General features: G+C 57.7%; 26 protein-coding genes. 5 read left to right on the top strand and 21 right to left on the bottom strand.

All coding sequences use genetic code 11. The features are described 5' to 3' along the window. Nucleotides 1-36: 36 nt before the first annotated feature. A complete protein-coding gene (locus ACKC9G_RS09965; protein WP_411404829.1) occupies nucleotides 37-870 on the top strand; it encodes a sulfite exporter TauE/SafE family protein in 834 nt (277 codons plus the stop codon). A gap of 115 nt (nucleotides 871-985) precedes the next feature. Here ACKC9G_RS09965 and ACKC9G_RS09960 read toward each other — a convergent pair whose 3' ends face one another. From ACKC9G_RS09960 to ACKC9G_RS09875, 18 genes are read right to left on the bottom strand one after another with little or no spacing between them, the layout of a single operon-like run. Continuing rightward, the gene (locus ACKC9G_RS09960; RefSeq protein WP_411404827.1) at nucleotides 986-1,729 is read right to left on the bottom strand and encodes a hypothetical protein; all 744 of its coding nucleotides are present in this window, start codon (nucleotides 1,727-1,729) and stop codon (nucleotides 986-988) included. A gap of 30 nt (nucleotides 1,730-1,759) precedes the next feature. Next, nucleotides 1,760-2,983 carry a beta-ketoacyl-ACP synthase gene (locus ACKC9G_RS09955; RefSeq protein ID WP_411404825.1) on the bottom strand — a complete coding sequence of 408 codons (1,224 nt, stop codon included), beginning with the start codon at nucleotides 2,981-2,983 and terminating at the stop codon, nucleotides 1,760-1,762. Further along, nucleotides 2,983-3,708: a 3-ketoacyl-ACP reductase FabG2 gene (locus tag ACKC9G_RS09950; RefSeq protein ID WP_411404823.1), complete on the bottom strand. Its 726-nt coding sequence runs from the start codon at nucleotides 3,706-3,708 to the stop codon at nucleotides 2,983-2,985. The genes ACKC9G_RS09955 and ACKC9G_RS09950 overlap by 1 nt, the downstream gene beginning before the upstream one ends. Next, nucleotides 3,705-4,157 (bottom strand): hypothetical protein, encoded by a 453-nt coding sequence (locus ACKC9G_RS09945; RefSeq protein ID WP_411404821.1) that lies wholly within the window; start codon nucleotides 4,155-4,157, stop codon nucleotides 3,705-3,707. The genes ACKC9G_RS09950 and ACKC9G_RS09945 overlap by 4 nt, the downstream gene beginning before the upstream one ends. Then, nucleotides 4,154-5,320: a beta-ketoacyl-ACP synthase gene (locus tag ACKC9G_RS09940; RefSeq protein ID WP_411404820.1), complete on the bottom strand. Its 1,167-nt coding sequence runs from the start codon at nucleotides 5,318-5,320 to the stop codon at nucleotides 4,154-4,156. The genes ACKC9G_RS09945 and ACKC9G_RS09940 overlap by 4 nt, the downstream gene beginning before the upstream one ends. Before the next feature lie 7 nt (nucleotides 5,321-5,327). After that, nucleotides 5,328-5,882, bottom strand: coding sequence for a DUF3261 domain-containing protein (locus ACKC9G_RS09935; RefSeq protein ID WP_411404818.1), 555 nt, complete (start codon nucleotides 5,880-5,882; stop codon nucleotides 5,328-5,330). After that, nucleotides 5,870-7,102: an NAD(P)/FAD-dependent oxidoreductase gene (locus ACKC9G_RS09930; protein ID WP_411404816.1), complete on the bottom strand. Its 1,233-nt coding sequence runs from the start codon at nucleotides 7,100-7,102 to the stop codon at nucleotides 5,870-5,872. Before ACKC9G_RS09930 ends, ACKC9G_RS09935 begins: the two co-directional genes overlap by 13 nt. Then, nucleotides 7,099-9,441 carry an MMPL family transporter gene (locus tag ACKC9G_RS09925; protein WP_411404814.1) on the bottom strand — a complete coding sequence of 781 codons (2,343 nt, stop codon included), beginning with the start codon at nucleotides 9,439-9,441 and terminating at the stop codon, nucleotides 7,099-7,101. Before ACKC9G_RS09925 ends, ACKC9G_RS09930 begins: the two co-directional genes overlap by 4 nt. Continuing rightward, entirely contained in the window at nucleotides 9,438-10,016 is a 579-nt protein-coding gene (locus ACKC9G_RS09920; protein WP_411404812.1) for an outer membrane lipoprotein carrier protein LolA, read from the bottom strand. The genes ACKC9G_RS09925 and ACKC9G_RS09920 overlap by 4 nt, the downstream gene beginning before the upstream one ends. Beyond that, a complete protein-coding gene (locus ACKC9G_RS09915) occupies nucleotides 10,013-10,420 on the bottom strand; it encodes an acyl-CoA thioesterase (protein WP_411404810.1) in 408 nt (135 codons plus the stop codon). The genes ACKC9G_RS09920 and ACKC9G_RS09915 overlap by 4 nt, the downstream gene beginning before the upstream one ends. Further along, nucleotides 10,417-11,406, bottom strand: coding sequence for a lipid A biosynthesis acyltransferase (locus ACKC9G_RS09910; RefSeq protein WP_411404808.1), 990 nt, complete (start codon nucleotides 11,404-11,406; stop codon nucleotides 10,417-10,419). The genes ACKC9G_RS09915 and ACKC9G_RS09910 overlap by 4 nt, the downstream gene beginning before the upstream one ends. Then, entirely contained in the window at nucleotides 11,399-12,166 is a 768-nt protein-coding gene (locus ACKC9G_RS09905; RefSeq protein WP_411404806.1) for a glycosyltransferase family 2 protein, read from the bottom strand. The genes ACKC9G_RS09910 and ACKC9G_RS09905 overlap by 8 nt, the downstream gene beginning before the upstream one ends. Beyond that, entirely contained in the window at nucleotides 12,144-13,835 is a 1,692-nt protein-coding gene (locus tag ACKC9G_RS09900) for an AMP-binding protein (protein ID WP_411404804.1), read from the bottom strand. Before ACKC9G_RS09900 ends, ACKC9G_RS09905 begins: the two co-directional genes overlap by 23 nt. Continuing rightward, nucleotides 13,832-14,371 (bottom strand): hypothetical protein, encoded by a 540-nt coding sequence (locus ACKC9G_RS09895; protein ID WP_411404802.1) that lies wholly within the window; start codon nucleotides 14,369-14,371, stop codon nucleotides 13,832-13,834. The genes ACKC9G_RS09900 and ACKC9G_RS09895 overlap by 4 nt, the downstream gene beginning before the upstream one ends. Continuing rightward, on the bottom strand, nucleotides 14,371-14,616 hold the full coding sequence (locus tag ACKC9G_RS09890; protein ID WP_411404800.1) for an acyl carrier protein: 246 nt from the start codon (nucleotides 14,614-14,616) through the stop codon (nucleotides 14,371-14,373). The genes ACKC9G_RS09895 and ACKC9G_RS09890 overlap by 1 nt, the downstream gene beginning before the upstream one ends. 6 nt (nucleotides 14,617-14,622) lie before the next feature. Continuing rightward, on the bottom strand, nucleotides 14,623-14,883 hold the full coding sequence (locus tag ACKC9G_RS09885) for a phosphopantetheine-binding protein (protein ID WP_411404798.1): 261 nt from the start codon (nucleotides 14,881-14,883) through the stop codon (nucleotides 14,623-14,625). Then, the gene (locus ACKC9G_RS09880; RefSeq protein ID WP_411404796.1) at nucleotides 14,876-15,643 is read right to left on the bottom strand and encodes a lysophospholipid acyltransferase family protein; all 768 of its coding nucleotides are present in this window, start codon (nucleotides 15,641-15,643) and stop codon (nucleotides 14,876-14,878) included. Before ACKC9G_RS09880 ends, ACKC9G_RS09885 begins: the two co-directional genes overlap by 8 nt. Nucleotide 15,644: 1 nt before the next feature. After that, complete coding sequence (locus tag ACKC9G_RS09875) at nucleotides 15,645-16,403, bottom strand: beta-ketoacyl synthase chain length factor (protein WP_411404794.1); 759 nt, start codon at nucleotides 16,401-16,403, stop codon at nucleotides 15,645-15,647. Nucleotides 16,404-16,581: 178 nt separating this feature from the next. Between ACKC9G_RS09875 and ACKC9G_RS09870 the strand changes: the two genes are divergently transcribed. The 4 genes from ACKC9G_RS09870 to ACKC9G_RS09855 all read left to right on the top strand — a co-directional run bounded on the left by ACKC9G_RS09870 (nucleotide 16,582) and on the right by ACKC9G_RS09855 (nucleotide 18,988). Next, complete coding sequence (locus ACKC9G_RS09870; protein WP_411404792.1) at nucleotides 16,582-17,022, top strand: excinuclease ATPase subunit; 441 nt, start codon at nucleotides 16,582-16,584, stop codon at nucleotides 17,020-17,022. Then, entirely contained in the window at nucleotides 17,012-17,695 is a 684-nt protein-coding gene (locus ACKC9G_RS09865; RefSeq protein ID WP_411404790.1) for a 4'-phosphopantetheinyl transferase family protein, read from the top strand. The genes ACKC9G_RS09870 and ACKC9G_RS09865 overlap by 11 nt, the downstream gene beginning before the upstream one ends. 42 nt (nucleotides 17,696-17,737) lie before the next feature. Then, nucleotides 17,738-18,451, top strand: a complete 714-nt coding sequence (locus ACKC9G_RS09860; protein WP_411404788.1) for a helix-turn-helix transcriptional regulator — start codon at nucleotides 17,738-17,740, stop codon at nucleotides 18,449-18,451. Between the two features lie 87 nt (nucleotides 18,452-18,538). Beyond that, complete coding sequence (locus tag ACKC9G_RS09855) at nucleotides 18,539-18,988, top strand: VOC family protein (protein WP_411404786.1); 450 nt, start codon at nucleotides 18,539-18,541, stop codon at nucleotides 18,986-18,988. A 59-nt stretch (nucleotides 18,989-19,047) separates the two neighbouring features. Here ACKC9G_RS09855 and ACKC9G_RS09850 read toward each other — a convergent pair whose 3' ends face one another. The 3 genes from ACKC9G_RS09850 to ACKC9G_RS09840 form a co-directional block, all read right to left on the bottom strand. After that, nucleotides 19,048-19,437, bottom strand: coding sequence for a tautomerase family protein (locus ACKC9G_RS09850; RefSeq protein ID WP_411404784.1), 390 nt, complete (start codon nucleotides 19,435-19,437; stop codon nucleotides 19,048-19,050). Between the two features lie 170 nt (nucleotides 19,438-19,607). Then, nucleotides 19,608-22,898 (bottom strand): hypothetical protein, encoded by a 3,291-nt coding sequence (locus tag ACKC9G_RS09845; protein ID WP_411404782.1) that lies wholly within the window; start codon nucleotides 22,896-22,898, stop codon nucleotides 19,608-19,610. A 99-nt stretch (nucleotides 22,899-22,997) separates the two neighbouring features. Beyond that, nucleotides 22,998-26,270, bottom strand: a complete 3,273-nt coding sequence (locus ACKC9G_RS09840) for an ankyrin repeat domain-containing protein (RefSeq protein ID WP_411404780.1) — start codon at nucleotides 26,268-26,270, stop codon at nucleotides 22,998-23,000. Nucleotides 26,271-26,297: the final 27 nt, after the last annotated feature.

The raw sequence follows: 26,297 nt of genomic DNA, 5'->3' as shown, positions 1-26,297 counted from the left end.
GTTTATGGTCACTCGTTGCCTTAGGTCGTTGCCCGAATGAGTCCCCTCGATTTTCTCACCCAGCATTTCTCCACCTTTCTTGCCCTGATCGCGGCTGGCGCTTTCGCCGGTGTGCTGGCGGGTTTACTCGGCGTCGGTGGCGGTATTGTCATCGTGCCGCTGCTGTTCTTCCTGTTTCAGAACTTCGGCGTCTCGCCGGAATCCGCCATGCTGATTGCCACGGCCACCTCGCTGGCGACCATCGTGCCGACCTCCATCAGCTCCATTCGCTCTCATCGCCGCAAAGGCAATGTCGATGTTGACCTGCTGAAACGCTGGGCGCTCTTTATCCTTATCGGCGTACTGGCGGGCAGCTGGCTGGTCACGCGGGTGGACGGCACCTTGCTGACGCTGATGTTTGGCCTGATCGCCACCCTGTCAGCGCTGAACATGCTGTTTCGTACCGGAAAATCGGCCCTGTTCCAGCAACTGCCGGGCACAGCGGGCCAAACCCTGATGGGCCTGTGCATTGGCTTTTTCAGCTCCATGGTCGGCATCGGCGGCGGGACGATTTCCGTGCCGCTGCTTACCCTCTATAACTATCCTGCCCATAAAGCCGTCGGCACTGCCGCCGCCATCGGCCTGATAATTTCCCTGCCAAGCGTCATCACCATGTTGGCACTGGGCACCGCACCGGCGGATGCTCCCGTTGGCACCTACGGGCTGGTGAACCTCATCGCCTTTATCTGCATTGTGCCTTTGACGGTACTGTTCGCCCCGGTCGGCGCGACCCTGGCGGCGAAACTGGACGCCGCCAAACTCAAGAAAGTCTTCGCGGTGGTACTGCTGATCACCGGCCTTAGGATGCTGGCACAGCTCGCCCTCAGTTGAGCGAAAGCCACCACTTCAGCAAGCAAAAAGCCGAGTCGGTGAACTCGGCTTTTTTGTGTGCGAAGCGAAGGGGGAGGGTGTTATTCGCTCGAATTATCTGCAGAAAACCCCGCGTTTAACGCACATAGCTGCGGGCATATTTAGCAATCTTGCGCGAAGGCGTCAGTTTGGCGACCGTGGCCAGAAAGTCGTGATACTGCGCGGCAGCATTTTCCCCGATGGCCTTGCATAGCCAGGCAAGGGTGTCTTCCGTTTCACCGTCCATGTCCTTGTTGCGGTACTGATTTTTTACCAGTGTGGCGGCGCTGTTTAGAAGATCAGCATCGGCAATATGCTCGTGGAACATTGCTCGCGCCGCCAACCGCTGAACAAAAACATCCTGGGTGTTAAGCATTTGCTCGTAGCGGGCAGCCTCGATACTTTGGCCCGGCGCTGGGTTAATGGTGTTGGGCAACATGGCCCACCAGCCGCCAAACTTTGGCAGATCAGTGAGAGCGCGCTTGGCATGGGAGCGCAGCTTTGAGGAAGAGGCTTGCTTGCTGACCAGTTCAAGGGTCGGGCGATATTTCTCATTACCGCTGTAACCCAGAGCCCGCGCATAGTGCGCCATCAGCCCCGCTTCAGTGTAGTTGGAGGTTTGGTACTGGCTGAGTAGCTTACGCTCAATCACATCAAAGAGTGCAGGGTCCGACAGTCCGGCCCATTGCAGGCGGCTGAGCAGTTGTTCCTGCTGATCCGCATCCTGTGAGTCAAGGACATGCACATAGCTTGTGATTTGCTCTTCACTGCTCGAAAAAGCCATCGCTCGCTGGGCGAGCAGGGCCGCTAATACTACCAAAGCTATCTTGAGGCACTTCATGGTCAACTCCTTTGACGAACGTAAGATCACTTACCAGCGTTTGAAAATCAGCGACGTATTAATGCCGCCGAAGGCGAAATTGTTGCTCATCACGAATTCTGTCTGGATACGGCGTCCTTCACCGATGAGATAGTCGAGGTCAGCACAGTCCGGGTCCACATTGTCCAGATTGATGGTGGGACAGAACCAGCCCTCGTTCATCATCTCAATCGCGGTCCAGGCCTCAAGTGCACCGCAGGCGCCCAGCGTATGGCCGGTATAGCTCTTGAGCGAGCTGATGGGCGTGCGGTTGCCAAAGACGGCAGCAGTGGCCTGACTTTCGGCAATATCACCACGGTGTGTGGCAGTGCCGTGGGCACTGATGTAGCCAATATCTGTCGGCGATAAGGAGGCACACTCCAGCGCCAGGCGGATCGCGGTTTCCATGGTGTCGGCATTGGGTTGGGTCACATGGCGGCCATCAGAGTTCGTACCAAAGCCCACAATCTCCGCATAAATGGTCGCGCCACGCGCCTGGGCGTGCTCCAGCTCTTCCAGAATGAACGCACCACCGCCTTCGCCAATGACCAAACCGTCGCGGTCCTTATCAAAGGGGCGGGGAGTCAGCTCCGGGGTGTCATTTTTTACGCTGGTGGCATAGAGGGTGTCGAAGACCGCCGCTTCTGTCGGGCACAGGCCTTCGCTGCCGCCGGCGATCATGATGTCCTGGCTGCCGTATTTGATCGCCTCATAGGCAAAACCGATCCCCTGACTGCCCGAGGTACAGGCGCTGGAGGTGGTAATGACACGGCCACGCAGACCAAAGTAGACGCCAATATTGACCGGCGCGGTATGGGCCATCATTTTGACGTAGGAGTTGGCGTTGAGTCCGTCCGAGGTGTTGTTCATCAGCATGTTGCCGAAGTCAGCCACGGCGTTGGAGTCTCCCGCGGAGGAGCCGTAAGAGATGCCGGTACGGCCATTCCCCAGTGCTTCACTGTCCAGCAGACCGGCCTGACGCAGCGCCAGTTCTGCGGAATAAACACCAAACTGAGCGACGCGGCCCATGCTGCGCAACGCCTTGCGGGTATAGTGCGCGGGCATGGCAAAGTCGGACACCGGTGCGGCCAGACGGGTATTGAGACCTTCAAAGCGGTCCCAGTCATCCATGCGCACGATGCCGCTTCGGCCTTTGGCCAGATTCTCCCGGATGCTTTGCCAATCGCTGCCGATGGGTGAAAAGCCTGCCATTCCGGTTACAACAACTCGTCTCATCAATACATTCCACCGTTGACCGAGATGACCTGGCGCGTGATGTAGCCCGCTTCTTCAGACATCAGAAAGCTGACGGTAGCCGCCACTTCATTCACCCGACCGACGCGCTGCATCGGTACGATTTTCAGGATTTCGTCCAGTGGCAGTTGCTCGGTCATTTCCGTTTCTATCAGTCCTGGCGCCACGCAGTTGACGGTAATCTTGCGCTTGGCCAGCTCAACGGCCAGCGCCTTGGTGGCACCAATGATGCCGGCTTTGGCCGCGCTGTAGTTCACCTGCCCACGATTGCCCATCTCGCCTGAGACCGATGACAATGTGACGATGCGTCCGGGCTTGCGCTGTCTGACCATCGGCATGACCAAGGGATGCAGCACGTTATAAAACCCATCCAGATTGGTTCTGAGCACCAAATCCCAGTCTTCCTCAGGCATGGCCGGGAAGGCGTTATCCCGTGCCACGCCGGCATTACAAACGACGCCGTAGTAAACGCCATGGGCTTCAATATCCTGCTCAAGGACGAGGCGGCACTGCTCCCGATCAGCAATATCGAACTGCAGTACTCTTGCCTGACGGCCCAGAGCTTCAATTTCCTGACGGGTGGCTTCAGCAGCATCCAGCCCGGAGCGGCAATGCAGCACGATATCGTAGCCTTCCTGAGCAAGGCGAAGTGCAATGCCTTTACCGATTCCACGGCTTGAGCCTGTAACGAGGACTGTCCGGGTCATTGTTGTGCATTCCTTAAAAACGTATTCGCATCTTCTGGCTGGAAGATATTAAGACTGGCTTCGATGGCGATTGCCTGGCCTTTCAACTCGCAGTCAAAGGCGCATAAGCCATTTTCTGCTTCCATGTTCTTGGTCACCTTCACTTCAATACGCTGACCAAGCGCAAAATATTCGACCGGAGAGCTGTACTTTCGGGACCCCAGCAGGAAGCCGAGCTTGGGCGCGCGCCCTTCAAGACGTTCCTGAGTTCCGGCAAACGCGCCAATGGCCTGGGCCATATACTCAAGGCCAACCCAGGCCGGAACGCCGTTTTCATCGGCGAACAGGGTGTTTGGGGTAATGTCGATGGCAGCGGAAAGCCAGTCATCACCAAAGCCTGTGATCTCTGAAAGCAGACTCATTTGCCCGGAGTGGGGGACAACATCATCTGCGGTAAATTGAGTCGTCATGAATGTTTTCTCAAAATCAGCGAAATGTTGTTGCCACCAAAGGCGAAAGAGTTACTGAGCGCATATTCCATCGCGCTGGTGGCCGCCTGGCCCTGAGCTAACTGCACCGTTGGCAGGGTCAGGTCCGGCTGTTCATCCCAGACATGGCGGGGAATAAAACCATGCTCCAGCGCCAAGGCGCAAATGGCAGCTTCCAGTGCGCCTGCGGCCCCAAGCGTGTGGCCGGTCAGGGCTTTAGTAGAGCTGCAGGGGATCTGGTTGCCAAAAATTGTGGAGACGGCGCGGGCTTCCATCTGATCATTAAGCGCTGTCGCCGTACCATGCAGGTTGAGATAATCGATGGCATCAGGGGCGATCCCTGCGTCCAGTAAAGCGGCCTGCATGCAGCGAATGGCACCGGCACCGCTGGGGTCCGGGGCAGAAATGTGGTGCGCATCCGAGCTTTCGCCAACTCCGGCAAGCTCAATGGCGGCTTCTTCAGCGCTCAGCAGAAAGAGCCCGGCCCCTTCGCCAATGTTGATGCCTTTTCGGTTAACGCTGAACGGGTTGCACTGCTCGTTACTGACGGCTTCCAGAGCAGAAAAACCCTGCACGGTAAGATGGCACAGGGTGTCCACGCCACCGGCGATCACCGCATCGCAGATGCCAGCACGCAGCAGCCGTCGGGCGGAGGCCAGCGCTTTGGCGCCGGAGGAGCAGGCGGTGGAAATACTGTACACCGGCCCCGTCAGCTCAAGGCAGGCGGCAATGAAGGCGGAGGTTGCGCCCATTTCCTGCAGGCGATAATCATACTCGGGCGGCATGGCGCCGGTGGCAGCGCAGTGCTTCATGTGGTTTTCACTGTCACTGATACCTGAGGTTGAGGTGCCAATGATGACGCCAATGCGGTGGCGGCCATAACGCTGGATGGCGTTATCGACGGCGGGTTGCAGTTGCTGCAAGGCGGCCAGTGCCAGACGGTTATTGCGACTGTGCCAGTAAGGCGCGGCCAGCGGAATATCGGGCAGTACGCCGGAGCACAGCCCAAGAGGCATCGGCTGCCCGGGGCTGAACTGCTCCGTCATCCGAAGGCCGGTCGTGCCGGAGCTGAGATGGCGAAATGCCTCCTCACGGTCAGCTCCAATCGCGCTGATCATGGATAGGGCATTTAAATAGCAACGCATGACTGCTTCACTTCCTTAAATCCATTTGTTCAAGCGTATGGATGGTGACTTGGTATTTCCCGGCGTAGTTATGGATTCGGGTGGTCTGCTGATCGGTATCGATGTCCAGAATCAGCGTGCCATCATGCCATAACTGACGGCGGTTCGCTGCTGTGCTCAGGCTCCAGTGCCGTTCCGCCGTGTAGTGCTGGCGTAGGGAAGCCACCGGCCAGAGCGCAAACTGAAAGGTCGCCAGGATCGATTTTCCCGGGAGTTTTACCGGAATCACATCCTTCTGGGTCAGTCCGGTGTCGTCATAAACGATGGTGGTCATGGTCTGGCCAGTGGGCATGAGCGCGAGCAGTTTCACCTGCTGCTGATCGAAACGACTCACCACAATAAACGACAGACTCTTACCCCGGGACTCGAACGTCGCGGTTTGCTTGAGCAGCTGCGGCGATGGCCCTTCTGCTGGCGGCAATGGCATCAGCACAGCGGCGGCGTAAGGGTCGTGACGCAGCGAGGCGCATCCGGCCAGCAGGCAGACCAGGCTCAGTACAAGAAAACGAATTAACTGCGACATAGTTTGGCCAGCGTGGCGAGCCGGTGCGGCTCGTTGACATAGGGGTTGTTGCGATCCCAGGCATAGCCTGCGAGCACTGAGCTGATCATTTCCTTGATACGATCGTTCTTGTTGTCCGAGAAAATGACATCCTGCAGGCTGCCGTCATACCAGCCTTCAACGAAGACACGAAAGGTATTGATGCCCACCTGTAATGGCGCGGTGTATTCCTGCTGCCAGTCCGGGGAAAGCCCCTGCAGCTGGCGGTCCACGGCCTCGGCAGCCAGCATGGCTGATTTCAGGGCAATGGTGACGCCGGAGGAAAAAATGGGGTCGAGGAATTCACCGGCATTGCCAAGCAGGGCATAGCGATCACCGTAGAGACGCTCGACATCCGAGGCATAGCCATCAAGGCGGCTGACGGGCGTATCAAAGCGGGCATGGTGTAGCAGCTCACTCAGCTGTCCTGACTCGGCGACCGCACCTGACAGATATTCCTGCGGTGAGCGGTCGCTCTCCTGCGTCAGGGTTTTTGGCAGCACAACGCCAAGCGAGGCGCGCCCGTTACTGAACGGGATTAACCAGAACCAGATTTCAGGATTATCGGGATGCACGGTAATCAGGATCTTGTTGCGATCAAAGCGCGGGTCGCGGATGTTGTCTTCAATGTGGGTAAAAAAAGCGGCGCGGGAACTCAGCGTCGAGGCTTTTTCCAGCTTCAGCAGTCTTGGCAGCACTCGACCAAAGCCGCTGCCATCCAGCAGAAAGTCTGCGGTGATGCGGTGCTCAATGTCCTCATCGGAGCGCACATCCACGCTGATATGCTGAGCCGACTCGGCAATAGCCGTGACGGTCTGGCCGTAGTGAACCTCCACGCCTTCTTGCGCGGCGCAATCGGCGAGAATCTTGTCGAACTGGCTGCGCTGTACCTGATAGGTCGTGCCCCAGCCTTCAGAGAATTTCTTGCGAAAATCAAACTGGTCGTAGTCTTCGCCCCGGCAAAAGGCGGCGCCATTCTTGTACTGGAAGCCTGCCTCAACCACTGCGCGCAGTAGTCCCGCCTTTTCAAGAAACTCCATGCTCTGGGGCAGCAGACTCTCGCCAATGGAAAAGCGCGGGAAATGCTGTCGTTCGAGAATGACGACACGATAGCCTTTCTTTGCCAGCAGGGTCGCCGCTACGGCGCCGGAGGGGCCGGCACCGATAACGATCACATCATAACGTCCCTGTAATACGGTCATTCTTGTAACTCTCCTTGTGATAATTCACCGCTGTTCTTTCCTGCGCGTACGCGCATCAACGGGGCCAGCAGCCAGGTCAGGGCCAGGCCGGGCAGGATGATAATGCCGAAGTGATAGAGCACCGGGGTCTGGCTTAATGCCAGTAACCCGAATGCCAGCAGGCTGCTCAGTGCCGAGAGGCTGACGGCCAGCCAGGTATGATCGCTGTCTCCGGATTCGCTGAGGAAGATGCCCATGTCCAGCCCGATACCGAGCACCAGCATGAGAGCGATCAGGTTAAACAGGTTGTAGCCGCCTTCGAGGAGCAGGAAACCGGCAAAGGTGATGAGAGAGGCCAGTAACGGCGGCAGGACGACACGCCAGAACTGTATCCGGTAGCGGACGATCAGCATGAACATGACACCGGCATACGCCAGCAGAAGCCAGTCAGTGATTTCGCCCCGGTAGTGCGACATGAGCGTGCTGATATCACCAATACGATCGACAAAATGCACTTCAGGCTGCCTGGCTTCCAACTGGCTCAGCGCCTGCTTAAGCTTCGGTGTCAGTGGCCCTTTGAGGCGGATAACGCTGGCCACCTGACCCTCATCATCATGGATAATCAGCGCGCTCCAGGCTTTGCTGACAGGCAGTGTCTGCCAGAGTTCGGGGGTGAGTCGTGTCGTTGTATCCTGCTGCATCCGGGCGTCTGTCTGGCGGATACGGTCGTCAGAAAAATGCAGAATGCCAGCCAGTTGTCGCCAGTGGCGGGCATACAGCGAGCGCACCAGCGCGGCATTGTCGGTCTGCCGCTGCATTGATGGCAGTACCTGTGACACGGCTGCGTAACCACCCAGCAGACCTTGCTGCTGCAGCGACGCTAATGTCGGCTGCAGACGCTCTTCGCTTTGCAGTACCTGCTCAAGATCTGAGCCGGTGACCAGCAGAAAAGCCGCGCTGCTGCCATTGCCTAGCCATTGCTGTACCTGCCGGTCTTCATCAATCAGCGCCTTGGGCGAGGACTGCAGCAGGGCGACACTGTCCTGTGCTTTTCCCTGCCAGATCACGACCGCGCTCATCACGCCAAGGATCAACATCAGCGGTAGCAGCCAGGGCGTTTTGCCGATATGCGGGTAGGCATTTCTCCAGCGATCGAGCCACCTGGCTGCCGCAAGCGGTGCCTTGGTGTGATGCTTCCTCAGTAACGGCAGCCACAGCAGTACCGTAATCCACGCGCCGGTCAGACCGAGAACGCAGAACAGCGCCATCTGCCGAAGGCCAGGAAAGGGAGCCAGCGCCAGGCCTGCGTAGCCTGCCACACTTGAGACCAGTCCCAGCAACAGCCCGGCGAATAACTTTCTGACCGTATGTTCAGGCTCAATCCGGGACTCACACACAAAGTGCAGCGCATAATCCACGGCCACGCCGACAAGCCCGGCGCCAAAGGCCACGGTGACCAGATGCAGGCGTCCAAAGAGCAGCAGCGTGGCGGCAACGGCGATCAGGGTGCCCGTCAGCACCGGAATCAGTACCAGTGCCAGTGGCCATAAGCTTCGAAAGACCACCATAATCATGAGCACGATACCGAGCAGCGAACCGACGCCAATGGTCGACATTTCCTGCTGCGCCTGATTGGCACCGGCCGCTGCGTGAAACAGCAGCCCGGAGCGTCTCAGGGTAACGCCCTGCTGACGTTGCTCTTCAATAAGGGGCGTGATGATCGCCTCGACCTTTTTTTGTACCGGCATGCTGAACGGGGCAGCTTTGAGGTCGAGGGTCAGCAAATAGCTGGGTTCCTTGGCCGCCGTCAGGCGCAGGAGCCCGTTCTCGATCTTGATGGGCAAACCTGCCTGCAGTGACAGCAGCAGATCCGGATAAAGGCTGAAGGGGTCGCGTACCGGGTCAAGGGCAAAACCTGACAGCGGATTCAGCAGGCGTTGCAATGCCAGTTGTAACTGATCCTCGCCGGCGGCTTGTTGTAAGCGCGCACGGGTGGCTTCACTGAGCACAGCAAAGCGATAGGGGAAAAGTGCCGTTAGCGTCTGCTGGTCTTGTGGGGCTTGCCACGACAGCTCGGCGATATTTTTGAGTGGCGCTAAACCCTTGGCGACCGCTGTGACCGCCTGCTGCGCCTGCTCCTTCTCAGGAGCGGAAACCACCAGCAGGACTTTATTGGCATAGCTGTCCGCCAGATGATCGGTGGCCTTCCTGATGAGTGGTTGCTGCTGCGACTCGGGTAACAGCGCCAGAATGCTGGTGTCAAAATGAACACCTTTTCTTACGGCACTGACGCTGAGGACGACGATGATCAGCAGCCACAGCAGAGCGCCGGTGCGCTGCAGGAAAGACCCTTTCATCATGGCTGCAGGTTATCGAAACGAATACGCGTCCAGTCACCTTCGGCTTCGTGCAGCACGATTTCGGTGATGTATTGGCCGCCTTGCAATTCCACCTGCGAGACGACGCGCTGTACCTCGGCCGCTTTGGGCGTCAGCGTGGCTTGCCAGGTCTTGCCGGTCACTGAGGTCTGTACCTCAAAATGCTCGGAAAGTGTGCTCCAGCGTGCGGTCATCACGCCAAAAAAGATGTCACTGAAGAGTGCCACCACCGGGTTATTGCGGGTCTCAAGCTCGGAGAGAATCTTGCCTCCCTGCTCGCTGGTAATGCGCTCGGGAGTCAGCTTGAGCAGGCTTTCCACAGGCTCCAGTGTTTGCCAGTCAATCTCGGTATCACGCTGATACGCGAAGCGGCCGGAAGAGTCGATGTCGGTATCCAGCGCCGCCAGATGTTTACTCTGCTGAAATGTACCGTGCAGGCTGGGCGGCGAGGCCATCAGCGTGGTGATCTGCGCCAGCTCATCGGGCAGCACATCAGCCAGCGCGATGCCGGGCAGGAGGGTCATCATCATGACCATGGCAAGCAGAGGGCGCATCATGCTTCCAGCCCCAGTTTTTGCAGTAAGACCGGCGGGCAGGCAAAGAGCATTTCGCCGCTATCGGCATCAACGGCGACCTGCACTGTATAGCCTTTGGTCAGGCGCTGACCGGTCGCTGCATCAGTGATCAGATAGTTGATTTTCAGGCGGTTTTCCCATTCCACCAGCGTCGCCTCGACAGTGATTTTCTGCTGAAAGCGCAGGGGTTGGGCGTAGCGGATACGCATGTCGATGACAGGCCAGGCATAGCCTGACTCTTCCATTTGCGGGCAGTTATAGTCGATTTTATCCAGCAGGGCGCAACGGGCGATTTCCAGATACTTGGCATAGTGCCCGTGCCAGACCACTCGCATCACATCCACATCATGAAAGGGGATTTCGAGAGTAACTTCAGCGTTAATCATGGGGCTTCCTTATCATTGGTGGCGTGTGCGTCCGCGCTGTGCGACGTCCGTGGACGCTCTGCCTGCCAGAAGGGGAAAAAGTTAAACCACTGCAACGGGGCTCGGCAGCAATAGCTGGCGAGACGGTCGCTGTAGCGCTGAACGGCCAGCTGCAGGCCTTCATTGCGGGTTTTGCGCGCCAACGAGAGCCGTTCGGTGAAAAGCTCCATGTAAAGGTGATAGCGACCGGACTCTTTCAGGCAAAACATCAGATAGACCGGGCATTGCAGCAGGCTGGCAAGAATAAAGGCGCCCTGTGGCAGCTCGGCGGGCTCTCCCAGAAAGTCGACCACCGAGGTGCGCGTGCCACCGCTGACGGGCACGCGATCACCGGCGATGACGACAAACTCCCCGGCACTGACTCGTTCTGACAGCAACATGGCGGTCGCGGGGGACATTTCCGTCACCTGCATCAGATTGATGGCTGCATTTGGGTTGGTCTGCTTCATGAGCCGGTTAAATTTCTCGGCATGACGGGTATGCACCAGCATGGTGATACCGACATCCGGTAACTGGTGGGCCAGCGCGCTACACACCTCGGTATTGCCCAGATGCGAGACGATAATGATGCCGCCGCGGCGTTGGGTATCGGCTCTGTCGAAGGTATCAGGCGTGGCGAAAACCACATTGTCGTGGCGAATATGCCCCATCCACACCAGCAGCTTATCCAGCAGAATTTCGCCAAAGCACCAGAAATGCCGGAAAGGTGTCAGCGTGCTGTGCTGCTCCTTCGGGACGAACTTCTTAACGCGGGCCAGATAGGCTTTGGAGGCCTGACGCGATACCGGGCGGGTAGCATAGAAATACAGCATCACCGGCAGCAAAAAGAGCCGGAAACCGGTACGGCCAAACAGTCGATAGGCCAGCAGCAGGCTTTTCATGCCCAGAACTGTCCCGGCCTCGCCAATGCTGGCCCAGTGGGTGGATTGCCCGGAATGATCAGCCATGGAAACGCTGCCTGAGGATAGAGGGCAGGCGGGTGAGCATGCCGAAGAACAGTCGGGTGTGCATCCAGGAGATCAGCACGTTATCGCGCACGGCATTGAAGTGCGAGACGCCATCCAGCGGATAGTGAACACGGGTGGGCAGATTGCGGATCGGCAAGCCACGCCACGCCCAGCGCACAATGATCTCGGGGTCAAAATCCATGCGGTTACCGCAGGGCTCGGTGTCGAGCAAGTTCACCGTCTGAGCGAGGGGATAGACGCGAAAACCACACATGGTGTCCTTGATTCGAAAGGACAGGGTGTTAATCCATACCCACACATGGGTGAGATAGCGGGCGTAGTAACGCAGTTTGGGGACGGAGGCGTCATAGCGGGGGTAGCCGGTGACCAGCGCAGCGGGTGCGCTGATCGCGGTGTCAATGAACGTTGGCAGATCCGTCAGATCATGCTGGCCATCGGCATCAATCTGCACGCCATGGCTGTAGCCCAGAGAGTACAACTGCCGAAGGCCGGCCTTGACCGCTGCACCTTTGCCACCATTCTGCTCAAGACGCAGCAAATAGACGCGCTCACCATGCTCCTGTTTCAGGGCAATCAGCACATCCCGGCAGGAGGGCGAGCAGCCGTCATCCACCAGCATGACGGGATAGTCATGCTCCAGCACCTTTGCCAGGGTGATACCGATGGCTTCCTCATGGTTGTACACAGGAATAACCACCGCAGGCCTGAAGCCGCGGTCAGTTGAAGCAGATCCGTCCACTGGAGTGCACTCCCTTTTCTGAGTAATAACGAAAGCTCAGCTTTTGCTTGTCTGAGGCGTAGTCCAGCGCGAGCTGAACGTCGGCCTCGGGAAAGATGACCTGCTGAAACTTGATCACTTCCATGCGTGTGAACGTGCCCTCACACCCCAGCAACTGACGTCCATAGTGAATGGCCCAGTGCACCTGAGTGATGCCGGGCAGCACAGGATTACCCTCGAAGTGACCGTCGAAGTACACCAGTCTGGCGGGAATATGCAGAGTCATTTCAACGCTCTGGGCCTGGCGCTCCTGACGGAGGATGTCCGGCCATTTGAGTTCGTCCTGATCAAAAAGTGCGGTCAGCGCATCCACCGTAATTTTTCCTTGCTGGTTGTAAGGCATCTGTTCCACGAAGCGCCAGCGGCGTGGCAGCGCCACAGGTTCAAAGTGCGCAAGCAGGGCAGCGCGCAGCTGCCTTACGAGCTTGAGCTTGCCGTGCTGGCGGAGATAATCGCGGCCATCGCTACTCAGTTCTGCCACCATGGCCACTTCCACCCGGTTACGTTGAATGACCAGTGCCCGTGCGCTTCGTAGTAGCGGCTGCTGTTCTGCAATGTGTTCCACGGCCGTAAGCGCAATGCGCTTGCCTTCAATCTTGGCAATGCGATCCGCACGGCCCTGCAACTCGAAACTGCCATCCGGCGCCATGACGACGATATCGGGCAGATCCTGCTGGCCGGCAATCTGGGGGCCAGTCAGGTTCAGTGTGGAATCCGAGTTCAGGCGCATTTCTATGCCCGGCAGTAATGACCAGCGGGCCTCTTCGTCAATGCGCTGGGAGCGCCACGCCACGGCGCCGGTTTCCGAGCTGCCGTAAATTTCACGGACCGGGGTATCGAGCAGTCCTGCAATGGTCAGGCTGTCCTGTCGTTGCAAGGGCGCGGCAGAGGACAGTACACCACGACAGCAGGGGCTCAGTTGTTGCCAGTCCAGTGTCGGATTAAAGCGCGACAGATGTGAAGGGGTGGAAACCAGCACAAACTGCGGATACTGACGCGCCTGTTGGTAGATATCCTCGGTAAATTCGCAGAGGGTGCGCTCAAAAATCTGGCCCTTGCTCAGGGGCCACAGCAAGCGAAAAGTCAGACCATAAAGATGTTGATGGCTGACGGTCGTGACGATCACCGCATCGTTTTGTCCGGGCCAGAGTGTCTCTAGCGCAGCCAGTTCGCTTTGCAGCTGGGCAAAGCTTTTCGCGACGGCTTTGGGCATGCCGGTGGAGCCGGAGGTAAAGAGCTCAAGAGCAGGAAAGTCGCTCGGTAGAGCCTTCCATGCAGGGATGGGAACGGACTCTCCGGAATGCTCTGCAGCGTTCGTGATGGCGTCCGGATACTGGCCAGCAAAGCCATTGACCCGTTGCTGCAGGCGGGCGGTTGTCGCCGGGCGGTCGTCCCCCGGCAGGCAGACGGTGCACTGGTGCTGCCAGAGCGCCAGTAACAGTGCCAGAAACTCCACCGTATCCTTATGGAAGACGGCCCAGCGTTGTCCGGGGCTGGCGGGTAACTGCTGGTACCAGTAGCGAACACGGGCAACCAGGTCAGCACGGGAGACCAGGCCGTCAGCCCCGGTGGCGACCGGCCGGTCAGGTGCGCAACGCAGCCAGTCCGAAAGTGGTATCAGCGTATTCATGAGGACTTTCTTACTCTCTGACGCACCAGCCATTCACCCGCGAACATGATGCCGATGGCGAGATAGGAAATCAGGCCGTTGTAGAGCATCCAGGCAGCATCGGATGCCCAGAGTGCAGTCGATGTAGACACCGAGGCATTAAGGGTAAAAAACAGGCACCAGGCGAGGGTGACCTTGCGGGTATAGCGCACCCCTGACGGGGGCAGGTCTGGTTCTTTCAGACGGGCAAGGCGCTCAATAATTGACTGTTTGGCCCAAAGACTACTGGCGAACACGGCCAGCAGGCCCAGATTGACCAGTACCGGATACACCTTAAGGCCCAGATGCGCATTCCACAGCAGCGTCACCGCCAGTACGCCAAGGATGCCCACGGCAACCGCAAGCCGGTCAAAGCGCTGCCGGCTGCCAAGACAGCGCAGAGCCAACAGAACCACCAGCGGTATGATCAATAGCTGTGGCTCGACCCGCTGCAATCCCCAATAGACAGCGAAGGGATAAGCCAGGGTGAGCAGTATCACCAGAACCCGAATCAACATCAGCCGATCAGCTTTTCAACTTCCGTAACGACATCCTGAACGGTGCGTACTGATTTGAAGTCTTCAGGTTTGATCTTCTTGCCGGTCATTTTTTTCAATTCCACCACCAGATCGACGGCATCAATGCTGTCGATATCCAGATCCTGATACAGGTGGGATTCGGGGCGAATATCGTCCGGGTTAATTTCAAACAGGTCTTCAAGAACCTGCACGATTTGCTGATAGATTTTCTGCTGATCGGTCATAGTGATTTACTGCTTTGCTTGAGACTGAATGAGGGCGGCCAGAGTATTCACACTGGCGAAATGTTGGCGCGTTTCTTCTGAATCGGCTTTTAGTTTAATGCCATAGCGCTTTTGCAGTGCCAGGCCAATTTCCAGCGCATCGATAGAATCCAGCCCAAGCCCTTCCACAAACAGAGGCGCATCATCCTCGATGTCACTTGCAGAAATGTCCTCAAGATCAAGGGCTTCAATAATCATCTGCTTTACTTCCATTTGCAGATTAACCATAGGTTTTTAACTCCTCACTAAAATACTCTGCAAGATCCGCAGTCAGTCTTCGTGCGGCCACCGAGGGTGTGGGTTCCTGTAAGTACGAGGCCACGGAAATGACCTCGTTAACACGGATACGGATATGAACTTTGGCCGCAGGTACCTGATACCAGCGATCCTGCTTGGTCAGGGTCGAGGGGGTGCAGCTGATCAGCACTGGCGTGATATCCGCCGCGGTGCGAATGGCAATGTTGGCGGCGCCGCGCTTGAACTGGAGCTGATCGCCAAACGTGGTGCGGGTGCCTTCCGGGAAAACGATCAGGGCATGGCCTTTGGCAAAGGCTTCCGCGGCAGCGGCAATCACTTTTTCATTGTCTTCATTAATGATGTAGCCCGCGGCTTTCACCGGACCACGGGTAAATGGATTACGCAGCAGTTTGCCTTTCACCACACAATTGGCATTTGGAATCAGCGCAATTAAAAAGATCACATCAATTAACGTGGGGTGATTGGCCAGCACCAGTTTTGCCTGGCGCAGCCTCTCAATATGTTCGAGGTCATAGCGCAGTACGCCAAGGTATTTCATCATGCCGATATAGCCACGAAAGGCATGATGAATTGTGCGTTGGGCGCGAACTTCACGCTGCTTGCTATTACCCGGCAGGCAATACAACAGCGGAATCAGTACGACGGGCAAAAGTATTCCGCCTACGCCAAACACCAGAAAACTGAACGCAGTACCACACCAGCGCCAGAGATGATTGAGTCGTGCCAGCACGTCACCTCTCCTGTGCAGTGACAGGCTTGCCAAGACGCCAGCCCGAGCCTGCACCCGTGGCGAAATGCGCCTGCTCATCCAGCGCGAGCAGGAAACGCATCATGCGGATCAGCTCGCTGGTGGTGTCTGACTCAGGCGTGCCATCATGGGTAGCTGACAGTGTCAGGTCTTCACCCTCCGTACGGCTCAGTAGCATGGCCAGCGCATAAGGGTGTGTTTCGGATGAGCTGTACGAGCGATAAAGTTCAGGCAGGGGAACGTCATAGATGACGCAGAGGACCTGATCCCGCTCCTGCAACTGGGTGACGGCTTCGAGCAGGGCGCTGACGATCAGGTTACGGGTAGCGGCAATTGCGGTGACTTCACTCAGGTCCTTGCGGGCAATGGAAAGTAAGCCCGCCACGGCATTATGTACGGCCAGACTGAAACCTGTGGGCGACATGGGCTCATTCCGTGCAATGCCTTCCAGCAGCGAAAAAGTGAGAGGGGTGTCACCATGGCGTGAGGCAAACACGCCCGGAATGGCGTCAATGCCTTCCAGCAAAGGCAGTGCTGAACTTGCCGACGCACGGCCCAGTTCGGTGAAGCGCCGCCGTAACATGGGAGGGATCTGTTTCAGGGAAACGCCATGCAGCTCGGCAGGGAGAGCGACCGGGTTTTCGGCCCAGGCTTTCCACTGTGGCTCACTCTCCAGTCCCGGAGCGATAGCATTCCATGATTGCAGCTTGAAACTTAGCAAAATCCATTCTCCGCTTGCCACGTCTCAGTAACACCTGGGCAAGCCAACATCCTATTTTCTGCCGTCTGACAGCGGTCGCTGAAGTGGCAGGCAATTCTACCTGCTGGTATCTTAGAAGCAAATAGTAACCGTTTGATCCGTTTTGTTTCTCTACCTATAATCGGCGCTCCCATGGATCTCCTAACACAAGGATAAGTTTGTGAAAATTTTCGCTTTTTGCCTTTCTGTTCTATTGATGGCTGTGTCACAGCAGGCGTTCAGCCGTGATTCCAAGCACATGCTGCCCATCAAAGAGGCAATGGCATCCGCCGATTTCAAATCCGCGCTGGACCCGGACATTCGCTTTTACTTTGGTAGCCAAAAGCATTCACGAGTTCTGAAAAACTTTGGTGACTTCAATACCAACAAGAAAACCAACGCCTTTAACAAGAGCGATGAAGAGGCTTGCCGCTGGGTATTCCTGTCTGCATTGCTCTCCCTGCAGGATCGTGTCAAAGCTGAGGGCGGTAACGCGGTGATCAACATTGCGAGCTACTACAAAAAGAACAAGGTCAGTGACAATAGCCAGTTTGAGTGCCACGCAGGTGCCCTGATCGCTGGCGTTGCCCTGACCGGTGATGTGGTCAAGCTTGCCAAGTAACGAGAATGCTTCCGTCGTCCGGTTCTGGTACGCCAGAGCCGTGACGCCCGGCATCCTCTCCCTCGAGACTAAGCTCTCTCTGCTGCCCGCAGCGCAGCAAGCCCACTTCCATACCCTCTCCTCAGAACGACGAAAAAGGCAGTACCTCTACAGCCGCCTCCTGCTCTGTTCGGGGTTGAGCCAGCTCTTCACGCAGCCGACCCAGAGCTGGGTGATTCAGGAGTCAGAAAACGCGGCACCAAGAGTGACGAACCTCCCGGATCCGCATGTTATCAGCCTGAGTCATAGCCAGGATTTTCTGTGTTTTGCGATGTATGAGGACAGTGTTGGCGTTGATGTCGAACTGATGAAAGCCCGAGACAACCTGGAAGAACTCGCTGCATTGTTTATGGACGAGGCCGAGCTGGCAGCCTTCACTGGTGAGCAGCACAAAAGTGCGGCTTTCTTTTACAAGCTCTGGTGCGCCAAGGAAGCCTGTTATAAAGCGCTGAAGCCCGAAGAGCAGCAAACCGCCGCGTTGTCAGCGCTTTCCTATGCATTCCTGCGCAGTAATGACTCTCCGTGGCAGCTTACCGAGTCGATATTCGGTTCATACTGCGTTGCGCTCCTTCATCGCCGTCAGCGCCTTCCGGCCACCCTCCACTCGACTGAACTGGAGATTGAGCGGTTATAGTGTAGGGCTCGTATTGTCTGCATCCCGGCTGAAATCACTGTTATGCCCCAAGACCTCAAACGCTTGTCGCGCCTGACCGCGCTGATTACCCAATTACAGACCCGTCGCGTGGTGACGGCGGTGCAGCTGGCGGCGTGTTTTGGGGTGAGTGTGCGCACGGTTTATCGGGATATTCGCGCGCTGGAGGCGGCGGGCATTCCGATTTATACCGAGGAAGGTAAGGGCTATTCGCTGGTGGAGGGCTATCGGCTGGCGCCGGTGAGCTTTACCCCGCAAGAAGCCCATGCGTTGGTGACGGCCGAGCATTTACTGGCGATCCAGCAGGATGCCGCACTGGCGCAGGTGCTGAGTTCGGCCATCAGTAAGGTGCGGTCTGTCCTGCCGGAGGAGGAGCGCGAAGGCGCGGCCTTGCTCTCATCACGTTTGGCCACAAGCCCGATGCAGCCTGCGCCCGCGTCAGCCGATAGCCTGTTGGTGATTCAGCAGGCGCTGGTGAATTACCAATTGCTTCTCATTGGCTATCAGGCGGCGCAAGGCGATACGCTGACGGAGCGCGAGGTGGAGCCGTTCGCGCTTTACTTCAGTCTGGAAGGTCACTGGTTACTGATCGGCTTTTGCCGGTTACGGCAGGCGTTTCGGCTGTTCCGGCTGGATCGGATAACGCTGCTGAAGGCGCTGCCTGCTCACTTCACGCCCCATAAGCTGACGCTGGCTGAGTTTCTGGCGCAGAAGCAGGCGAATTTTTCCCACCCCTGACACCCCCTTGTCGCGGCGTCTTTATAGGCTGTGCTTCTTTATCCACAGATGCCTTCATGAACGGGCATCAGTTGTCAGGAGCGCACCATGTCCCAGATCTCTACCGGGTTATCGCCCAGAGTTTTACCTGCCTTGCTGTCCGTGCGGCTGATCAGCGCGGATATTCAGCGGCTGGTGAGTTTTTATGCCAGCCTCACCGGCATTGAGCCGATCTGGTATACCGAGGATTTTGCCGAGCTGCGCTCTGGCGTGGCGACGCTGGCCATTGGCAGTACCCGCACGCTGGCGTTTTTTGGGGAGCATCACGGCATCGAAAGCGGGCAGAACCGCTCGGCGATTATCGAGTTTAAGGTGGAGAACGTTGATGCCCTATGGGAAGCGCATCGCGACTGGCTTGAAGAGTCTGTGTTGCAGGCGCCCACCACCATGCCCTGGGGCAACCGCTCGCTGCTGTTGCGGGACCCGGAGGGCCACTGTGTGAATCTCTTTACGCCGTTATCGCCGGAAGCGCGTCAGCGCGCGGGTGAGGCTTCCTGAGAGCAAAAAACGGCAGCGGGTTGCTGCCTTTGGGTGATGCCGGAATGACGGCACGCGAGTCAGAGTTCGCCGGTGATAAATTGAGCTTGTCCCCTGCCAAATGACCAATCAGCATCGGTGTTTTCAACGATGGACACCATCAGATCCTGCGGGTCGAGACCGCAGCGATGTTTGAGGCCATCGGCCAGTAGCCGGTAGAACGCCAGCTTCTGGGATTCCTTGCGCGGTCGGGAAACCACGGTGAGCATCACCACCTGATCGGAGCGTTCAAGGCCCAGGCCGGTATCCTGCACGATCATCTCGCCGGGGCTATGCTGGGTGACGACCTGATAGCGATCGCGTTGTGGTACAGCAAACGCCTCTACCATGGCCTCGTGAGCGGCATCCAGCAGCTCACGCAGCTGGTTCCTGTCGCGTCCTTCGATGAGGTCAAACTTCAATAGGGGCATCAGGCGACTCCTTTAACAGCCAATAAACATCAGGGTTGATGCTTGTCTTTGGGCTGAAGCACAGCGCAGATCAAGGCAGTAAAGATGAAGACTTTGTGATTCCTGCAGAGCCTAAAAAAACGCCGGAGCCAGGCTGCCGGCGTGCTTGAGGAAGGTGCGGCTGGTCAGGCTCAGTGAGCGCCTGCTCCTGTGCCTCCACCGCTTAATAGCTGGCGCATATCATCAGACTGGGCGAGATCGAGCATGCTCTGACCTTCATGGTTACGCAGGTTCACATCGCCGCCAATGCGCATCAGCCACTGTGCCAGCGGCAGGTCATTCATTCGTACCGCGACCATCAGCGTGGACTCGCCATCGGGGTCCTGATGGTTCGCTGTGGCGCTGTCAGCAAAGCGAACCATGGTATTGAAAACCGCCTGGTCGCCTTCCTTGTAGGCTCTGAGAATCAGAGGCAGGCCGACTTCATCATCATAAAGATTCAGCTGAGCGCCCTGCTGCAACAGCACTTCTGCCATCCTGCCGCGGTCGGTGTTTGGGCCGGTGCGAATAGAGAGCATTTCCATCAGTGAGGCCTCCAGACTGGGCGGTGTCATGATGGACTGGAGAGTGTCTGGATCGCCTTTGTGCAGCGCGATCTCAAAGGCCGAGGGTAAACCGTTATAGATATTGGCACCGCTACGAATCATCTCCGGCAGCACATCATCCATGCCGCCGCGCAGCATGGCCTGTCCCAGCGGCGTGACCCCGATATTGTCCTCGGTGCTGAAATCCGGCATGGGAATGGCGCTGTCTTCAATCCAGGGCGTCACGGTAAAGCCGTCGGGGTTTTCATTATTCAGCTCGGCGCCCATGCGTTTGGCAAGGAACAGGATGGCCCCTTTGTTACCGGCCTCAATGGCGGAGTTGATGGGGCTTTCATTGTCATCATTGAGCTTGCTTAGTAGCGGCGTGTCGGCCAGTAATTGCAGGAGACTGCGGTTATCGTAGCTGGCGGCGAAGTGCATCAGGGTGTTTTTCATCGTTGTGCTGAACTGCAACGCCGCCTGTTTGATCTGCTGATTCATCACATCAGGGCGCAAGCCGCTGGGCAGCCCCAGCGACTGGGCCAGCAGCCCATTGAGCTGATGCTTCACTGCCGTTTTGGCGATGGTCTGGCGTGAGGCACCGGCCTGATCCAGTGCCTTAAAGGCAAAGTTCATTTTGTCACTCTGACCAGGAATCTGCGCTAGTGCGGCATCCAGCGCATCCTCCAGTTTGGCGGAGCTGTTACTGGCAAAGCTCGCCACCATTTGGGTCAGCCAGGGTAGCTGCGCCGCCGGTGCCAGCTCGGTCGCCTTGGCAAACAGCGGCGCCATGGGGAGCCGCAGCATGTCTTTCATGTCCTGATTAAGCATCTCCTCGGGCGACATGCCTTGTACGGCATGTTCGGTGGCGGCCTGCGCCAGTGCATCAAACTTGCCCTGATCGAGATTCATCAGGTTATTCAGGGTGCGCAGCAGTCGCAGGCCTTGCGGTCCTTGGGGAAAGTCCTGGGGGGCGCTGAAAAGATGGATGACTGCTTGCGGCTCGATTTCCAGCAGGCTGCTTTTGATCAGCGGATGCAAACCCTCAGGTGCTGCGGGGTCGAGCAGGTCCTGAGCGCGACACTGACGCAGCACATTCAGCAGCGCCGGGCCTTCCACAAAAAGATTCTTCATATTGTGGTTGAGGCGCAGCAGCAGGTTGTTAGCCGCATCCATGCGCGGTTTGCCCTCGGGAACGTCCAGCAGGCGTGCGCCCATCGGGCCCATATGCTCCGGGGTGAGGTGGTTGAACCATTTGATCGGCAGGGCCGCCAGACTGGGGCTGTCGCTGTTCTGTACCACCTGAGTCATCATCGCCTGACACAGTTCCTTGTCTTTGGCTGTGAGGCTGGGCGGACGGGCAAAGGCGTTATTACGGCCAAACTGCGGGCGATGCTTCTGGGCCAGATCATCCGGCGAAATCTGCTGCAGATGATGGGCGCTGAGCAGCTCATGATCCTGCTGCTCCAGCGGCAGTGGCCGGGCGTCGGCATCATTCTCGGTCACGAACGCCAGATCATCCCAGTGGCCGAAGGTGGTCTGAATGGCATTGCCGTCCTGATCCTTGTGGGTGCGCGACAGAATCTGGTGCGGCTCGGTTTCTACGCCCATACCTTGCTGGTGCATCTGTTTCATCAGATACAGCTCAAACTTCACCGGGTTCTGGGTCAGGCGGAAGGTCTCATCGGGCTGTCGGGCAAAGGCCAGTTGCACAGGCAGGCCATCAGCCGCGCCGTAGCTTTCGGATAAGGCCTTGAATTCTTTGCTGTTATTGAGCTCTTTGGTGATGGCAAACATGTCCATCTCATCAAGACTGGCCTGCTCCTTACCCTTAAGCGCTGGCAGTCCGGTCAGCATGTCGCGCAGGCTTTGCAGCCCTTCGGTGGCAACATGGGAGAGGACGCCGGTGGCGCTGAGCTGCTGATTCAGCAGCTGCCGGGAATAGTCGATGACCTGATGCAGGCCTTGCTCATCCTGACCCAGACGGTCCAGTGTGGTGCTCCAGTTACCGCTGCCGGCCAGTTCTCCCAGACCAAACTCCGGCTTGAGGTGGTTATAGAGCGCCACGGCCACATGGCGAATATCGCCTTCGTAGGCGCCAAATTCTCCGGCGACACTTTCCAGCAGCTGCAATGCCATCTGGTCGCGGGTGGTGGCGACTTTCAGGGGTAAACCGGCGACGGAGGCGCGCAGGGTGGATTTCTGCTGCTGGGCTTCTTCCTCAAGGCCTGCGGCGCATTTTCCCGAAGCAATACCGACTTCCAGGGCACTCTGCACCTTGGCATCCGCATGGTAATGATCAGAACCCAGCAGGGTTTCCAGCCCTTCCAGCTCCTGCTTGAGGCTGCCATAGGCCAGCGCCAGTTCATCATCCGTCGGGTAATGAGGGTTTTGCCCGCTTTCGTTGAAATCAAACAGACGCTGCTTGAATTCATGCAGGGTATGCAGGCTGTTAATCCAGTCGGGCACGCGTTCGCCACTGCGGCTCATCTGGTGAAATCTGGCAGAGGCCTGTGCCATCAGCTGCTCGGTCGACAGGCTGATAATGGAACGCTGCCCCGGCCCCTTGAGCTTGGCTTCCTGCTCCTGATGCCAGGCGCTGGCGCTGCCATGATGCTTGAGCAAATAGCTGCCAAGGTTATCCACCAGTCCGTGATATTCCTGCTTGAACGCCGCAAAGTGCGGGCTTTTGGCAAAGTCCCGTGGGCTGACCAGCGCCTGTGATGCACCTGCGGCCTGGGAATTGTCGGCATTACCGAGACTGCCGGTGGGGTCGTAATACAGGCGACCCTGATGACGAGCCGCACCGCTGGCCTGCGGCTGATTGGCGGGCGTTTCGGTCGATGGCCCATAGGCTGCGGCGGGCAGGTGAAAGTTTCCTAAGCGGTGCTGGAGCATACGGCCTCCTGATCGAACAGCCTTAAATAGGATGGGAAACGTCGCAGGTTTCCGCCATCGTGTCGGTGATTCGGCGCATAACGCGCCATAAAGCGGAGCTTATTCATCCCCGCCAAGGTTAAGTAGCGCGCGCATTTCATCCGATTGTGCCAGCGAGAAGAGCGGCCGACCGTTCGGGAACGTCAGCTCGGTATCCGCGCCCATCTGTAGCAGCTCTCGCACCCTCGGCAGATCATTCTTGGTAATGGCAACACTCAGGCAGCACTCGCCGTGGCGGCTCTGCTTATTGAGTATCTCCGGGGTAATGTAGGGTTTCATCAGATCAAAGAGCCGGGAATCGCGAATCATCGCCTGAGTCAGCAGGGTCGTCTCATCGTCATCGGTGACATCAATGCGGGCACCTTTCTCCAGCAGCATCGCGGCAGCACCATAGAAATTGTCGATATTGTCAGCGGGAATGCGGGTGAGTTCCTGCAGGGCATCGCCGATATTGTCCGGCGTCAGGAGTGCTTGCAGCGTATCCGGATCACCCTTGATGAGGGCAAGCTCAAAGGGCGAGGGCAGGCCTGCGTAGATATTCGCGCCATTTCGCAGGAAATCCGGAATCAGCTCATCGGTGCGGGCGGTGAGCAGTGACATCGCCAGAGGCGTCAGGCCGAGTTCATCTTTCGGGTAGTCATCCACGGCGACGCCTTTTTTCTGCAGCAAATCAAGGCACCACTCTACAGAATCCAGCTCAAGATCCGGCTTGGCATTGGGGTGATTGATCAACGCTCGCGCGGCGTCCATGCGGCCGGTTATCAGTGCCCAGTGAATGGGGGTAAACCTGTGCTTGTTACGACTATTGATCAGGGGGGTGTCTGCCAGTGCCTGCAGCAGCTTTTGATGGCTGTAGTCCACGGCAAAATGCAGCAGGGAGTTTCCGTCAATGGCGCTGCGGTATTTGGGCTGCTGCGCCAGTTGTTGCAGCGATGCCAGCTGCTGCTGGGGTGAGCGGTTATCCACCGGCATCACGTCGGCGAGCAGATCCAGCATGTCATGTTTGATGGCAACCATCAGAAACAGCTGGCCAATACCGAAATGGCGCAGGGCGTCGCGGGCAAAATCATGTTTCTGCGCGGCATCCGGTAACTGATCCATGGCCGCACTGATCGCGGCTTCATTTTCAATATCATCATTTTTGTCCAGGTATTGAGCCACCAGCTGCTGCAGCCAGGGTACGCGCTGCTCGGCCGGGAGCGCCTGGGCTATGGCAAAGAAGGGGCCTTTGGGCAGATGCTCCCGGCTTGCCGCAGGAAGTTTGAGAAGATCCTCAGGGCGGATCGCATTCAGCACATGGGTCAGGGCAGCGCTGGCCCGCTCCGGATTCATCTTCGGATCTTTGTGCATCAGCGCCATCAGCGCTGACAGCAGTTTGAGGCCGGGAACACCCCGAGGAAATGCCTCGGGAGTGTCCAGTAGATGGCCAAAGGTACTGGCGCTGGCACCTTCACTCATGACCTGGAGGAAGGGGCTGAGGCCGGTGCGGCTGTGCTTATCAAGCAGATCCGCGACCTGGCACTTTTGCATGACCCGGACAAAGCCCGGGCTGTTGATCACCGCGTTACGCTGCGTATCGTGAGGCAGGCTTTCCACCAGCTGTTTCAGGCTGCGCATGCGCAGGGCGGGGTCATCGAGCTGGGCTATTTTGTCGGTCGCCAGTTGGATCATGGGCGGGTGAGCTGCCGCCAGCCAGGTGTGAGGCAGTGTCATCCACTGCTGTACATCGCTGTTTTTAAGGCCCTGGCCCAGCATGAGCTGACACAGCGCCTTTTGCTCCTGTGACAATGCCGCGGGCGCGAAGGCTGGCTGCCCCAGTCGTGTCTGCGGCTGCTGGGCCAGATCCTGCGGTGTTATCTGCTTGAGATGATGGGTGGTGATGAATTCGTGATCCTGCTTTTCCAGCGGCAGGGGCCGGGCATTGGGCTCATGCTCAGTGACGAATACCAGATCATCCCAGTGACCGAAGTTCAGCTGGAGCGGGTTGCCGTCCTGATCCTGCGTGCCGCGCGCCAGTATCTTCCGGGGTTCGGTCTCGACGCCAATGCCTTGCTGATGCAATTGTTTCATCAGGTGCAGCTCAAATTTGAGCGGGTTCTGGGTCAGGCGGAAGGAGTCATCGGGCTGGCGAACAAAGGCCAGATGCAGTGGCAAACCCTCGCTTTCACCATAGTTTTCCGACAGGGCTTTGAAGTCCTTGCTGGCGTTCAGCTCTTTGTTGAGGGCAAACATGTCCATCTCATCCAGCGCCGCAGCGTCCTTACCTTTAAAGCTGCTGAGCCCGCCAAGGATGCCGTGCAGGCTTTGTAGTCCTTCGGTCGCGACGTGAGAGAGTACGCCGGTGGTGCTGAGCTGCCTGTCGAGCACCTCCCGGCTGCGCTGCAGGACCATCTGTGTGCCTTCAGCGTCACGTCCCATGCGATCCAGCGTGGTGCTCCAGTTGCCGCTGCCGGCCAGATCACCGAGCCCAAATTCCGGCTTGAGGTGGTTATAGAGCGCCACGGCCACATGGCGGATATCGCCTCTGAAAGCCCCACTGGCGCCGGCCATTTTCTCCAGTGTTTGCAGGGCGATCTGGTCGCGGGTGGTGGCGACTTTCAGGGGCAAACCGGCGACGGAGGCGCGCAAGGTGGATTTCTGCTGCTGGGCTTCTTCCTCAAGGCCTGCGGCGCATTTTCCCGAAGCAATACCTACTTCGAGGGCGCTCTGCACCTTGGCCTCCGCAGGGTAATGATCAGAACCCAGCAGGGTTTCCAGCCCTTCCAGCTCATGCTTGAGGCTGCCATAGGCCAGCGCCAGTTCATCATCCGTCGGGTAATGAGGGTTTTGCCCGCTTTCATTGAAATCAAACAGGCGCTGCTTGAACTCATGCAGGGTATGCAGGCTGTTAATCCAGTCGGGCACGCGTTCGCCACTGCGGCTCATCTGGTGAAATTTGGCGGAGGCCTGTGCCATCAGCTGCTCGGTCGACAGGCTGACAACGGAATGCTGCCCCGGCCCCTTGAGCTTGGCTTCCTGCTCCTGATGCCAGGCGCTGGCGACGCCGTGGTGTTTAAGCAGATAGCTGCCAAGGTTATCCACCAACCCGTGATATTCCTGCTTGAACGACTCAAAGTGCGGGCTTTTGGCAAAATCCCGTGGGCTGACCAGTGCCTGGGAAGCGCCTGCGGCCTGCGCATTGTCGGCATTACCGAGGCTGCCGGTGGGGTCGTAATACAGGCGACCCTGATGACGAGCTGCACCGCTGGCCTGCGGCTGATTGGCGGCCGTATCGGTCGATGGCCCATAGGCTGCGGCGGGCAGGTGAAAATTGCCTAAGCGGTGCTGGAGCATCAGTTTTTCCTTGTAAGCAAGTACATA

The sequence above is a fragment of the Pokkaliibacter sp. CJK22405 genome (assembly GCF_046614695.1).
Taxonomy (GTDB): Bacteria; Pseudomonadota; Gammaproteobacteria; order Pseudomonadales; family Balneatricaceae; genus Pokkaliibacter.
This window is presented reverse-complemented; position numbering and strand designations above follow the sequence as displayed.

Excerpts from the sequence above, each read along its gene's own strand:
- ACKC9G_RS09965 (WP_411404829.1), top strand. The coding sequence starts at position 37 with ATGAGTCCCCTCGATTTTCTCACCCAGCATTTCTCCACCTTTCTTGCC.
- ACKC9G_RS09960 (WP_411404827.1), bottom strand. The coding sequence starts at position 1,729 with ATGAAGTGCCTCAAGATAGCTTTGGTAGTATTAGCGGCCCTGCTCGCC.
- ACKC9G_RS09955 (WP_411404825.1), bottom strand. The coding sequence starts at position 2,983 with ATGAGACGAGTTGTTGTAACCGGAATGGCAGGCTTTTCACCCATCGGC.
- ACKC9G_RS09950 (WP_411404823.1), bottom strand. The coding sequence starts at position 3,708 with ATGACCCGGACAGTCCTCGTTACAGGCTCAAGCCGTGGAATCGGTAAA.
- ACKC9G_RS09945 (WP_411404821.1), bottom strand. The coding sequence starts at position 4,157 with ATGACGACTCAATTTACCGCAGATGATGTTGTCCCCCACTCCGGGCAA.
- ACKC9G_RS09940 (WP_411404820.1), bottom strand. The coding sequence starts at position 5,320 with ATGCGTTGCTATTTAAATGCCCTATCCATGATCAGCGCGATTGGAGCT.
- ACKC9G_RS09935 (WP_411404818.1), bottom strand. The coding sequence starts at position 5,882 with ATGTCGCAGTTAATTCGTTTTCTTGTACTGAGCCTGGTCTGCCTGCTG.
- ACKC9G_RS09930 (WP_411404816.1), bottom strand. The coding sequence starts at position 7,102 with ATGACCGTATTACAGGGACGTTATGATGTGATCGTTATCGGTGCCGGC.
- ACKC9G_RS09925 (WP_411404814.1), bottom strand. The coding sequence starts at position 9,441 with ATGATGAAAGGGTCTTTCCTGCAGCGCACCGGCGCTCTGCTGTGGCTG.
- ACKC9G_RS09920 (WP_411404812.1), bottom strand. The coding sequence starts at position 10,016 with ATGATGCGCCCTCTGCTTGCCATGGTCATGATGATGACCCTCCTGCCC.
- ACKC9G_RS09915 (WP_411404810.1), bottom strand. The coding sequence starts at position 10,420 with ATGATTAACGCTGAAGTTACTCTCGAAATCCCCTTTCATGATGTGGAT.
- ACKC9G_RS09910 (WP_411404808.1), bottom strand. The coding sequence starts at position 11,406 with ATGGCTGATCATTCCGGGCAATCCACCCACTGGGCCAGCATTGGCGAG.
- ACKC9G_RS09900 (WP_411404804.1), bottom strand. The coding sequence starts at position 13,835 with ATGAATACGCTGATACCACTTTCGGACTGGCTGCGTTGCGCACCTGAC.
- ACKC9G_RS09895 (WP_411404802.1), bottom strand. The coding sequence starts at position 14,371 with ATGTTGATTCGGGTTCTGGTGATACTGCTCACCCTGGCTTATCCCTTC.
- ACKC9G_RS09890 (WP_411404800.1), bottom strand. The coding sequence starts at position 14,616 with ATGACCGATCAGCAGAAAATCTATCAGCAAATCGTGCAGGTTCTTGAA.
- ACKC9G_RS09885 (WP_411404798.1), bottom strand. The coding sequence starts at position 14,883 with ATGGTTAATCTGCAAATGGAAGTAAAGCAGATGATTATTGAAGCCCTT.
- ACKC9G_RS09860 (WP_411404788.1), top strand. The coding sequence starts at position 17,738 with ATGCCCCAAGACCTCAAACGCTTGTCGCGCCTGACCGCGCTGATTACC.
- ACKC9G_RS09855 (WP_411404786.1), top strand. The coding sequence starts at position 18,539 with ATGTCCCAGATCTCTACCGGGTTATCGCCCAGAGTTTTACCTGCCTTG.
- ACKC9G_RS09850 (WP_411404784.1), bottom strand. The coding sequence starts at position 19,437 with ATGCCCCTATTGAAGTTTGACCTCATCGAAGGACGCGACAGGAACCAG.
- ACKC9G_RS09845 (WP_411404782.1), bottom strand. The coding sequence starts at position 22,898 with ATGCTCCAGCACCGCTTAGGAAACTTTCACCTGCCCGCCGCAGCCTAT.
- ACKC9G_RS09840 (WP_411404780.1), bottom strand. The coding sequence starts at position 26,270 with ATGCTCCAGCACCGCTTAGGCAATTTTCACCTGCCCGCCGCAGCCTAT.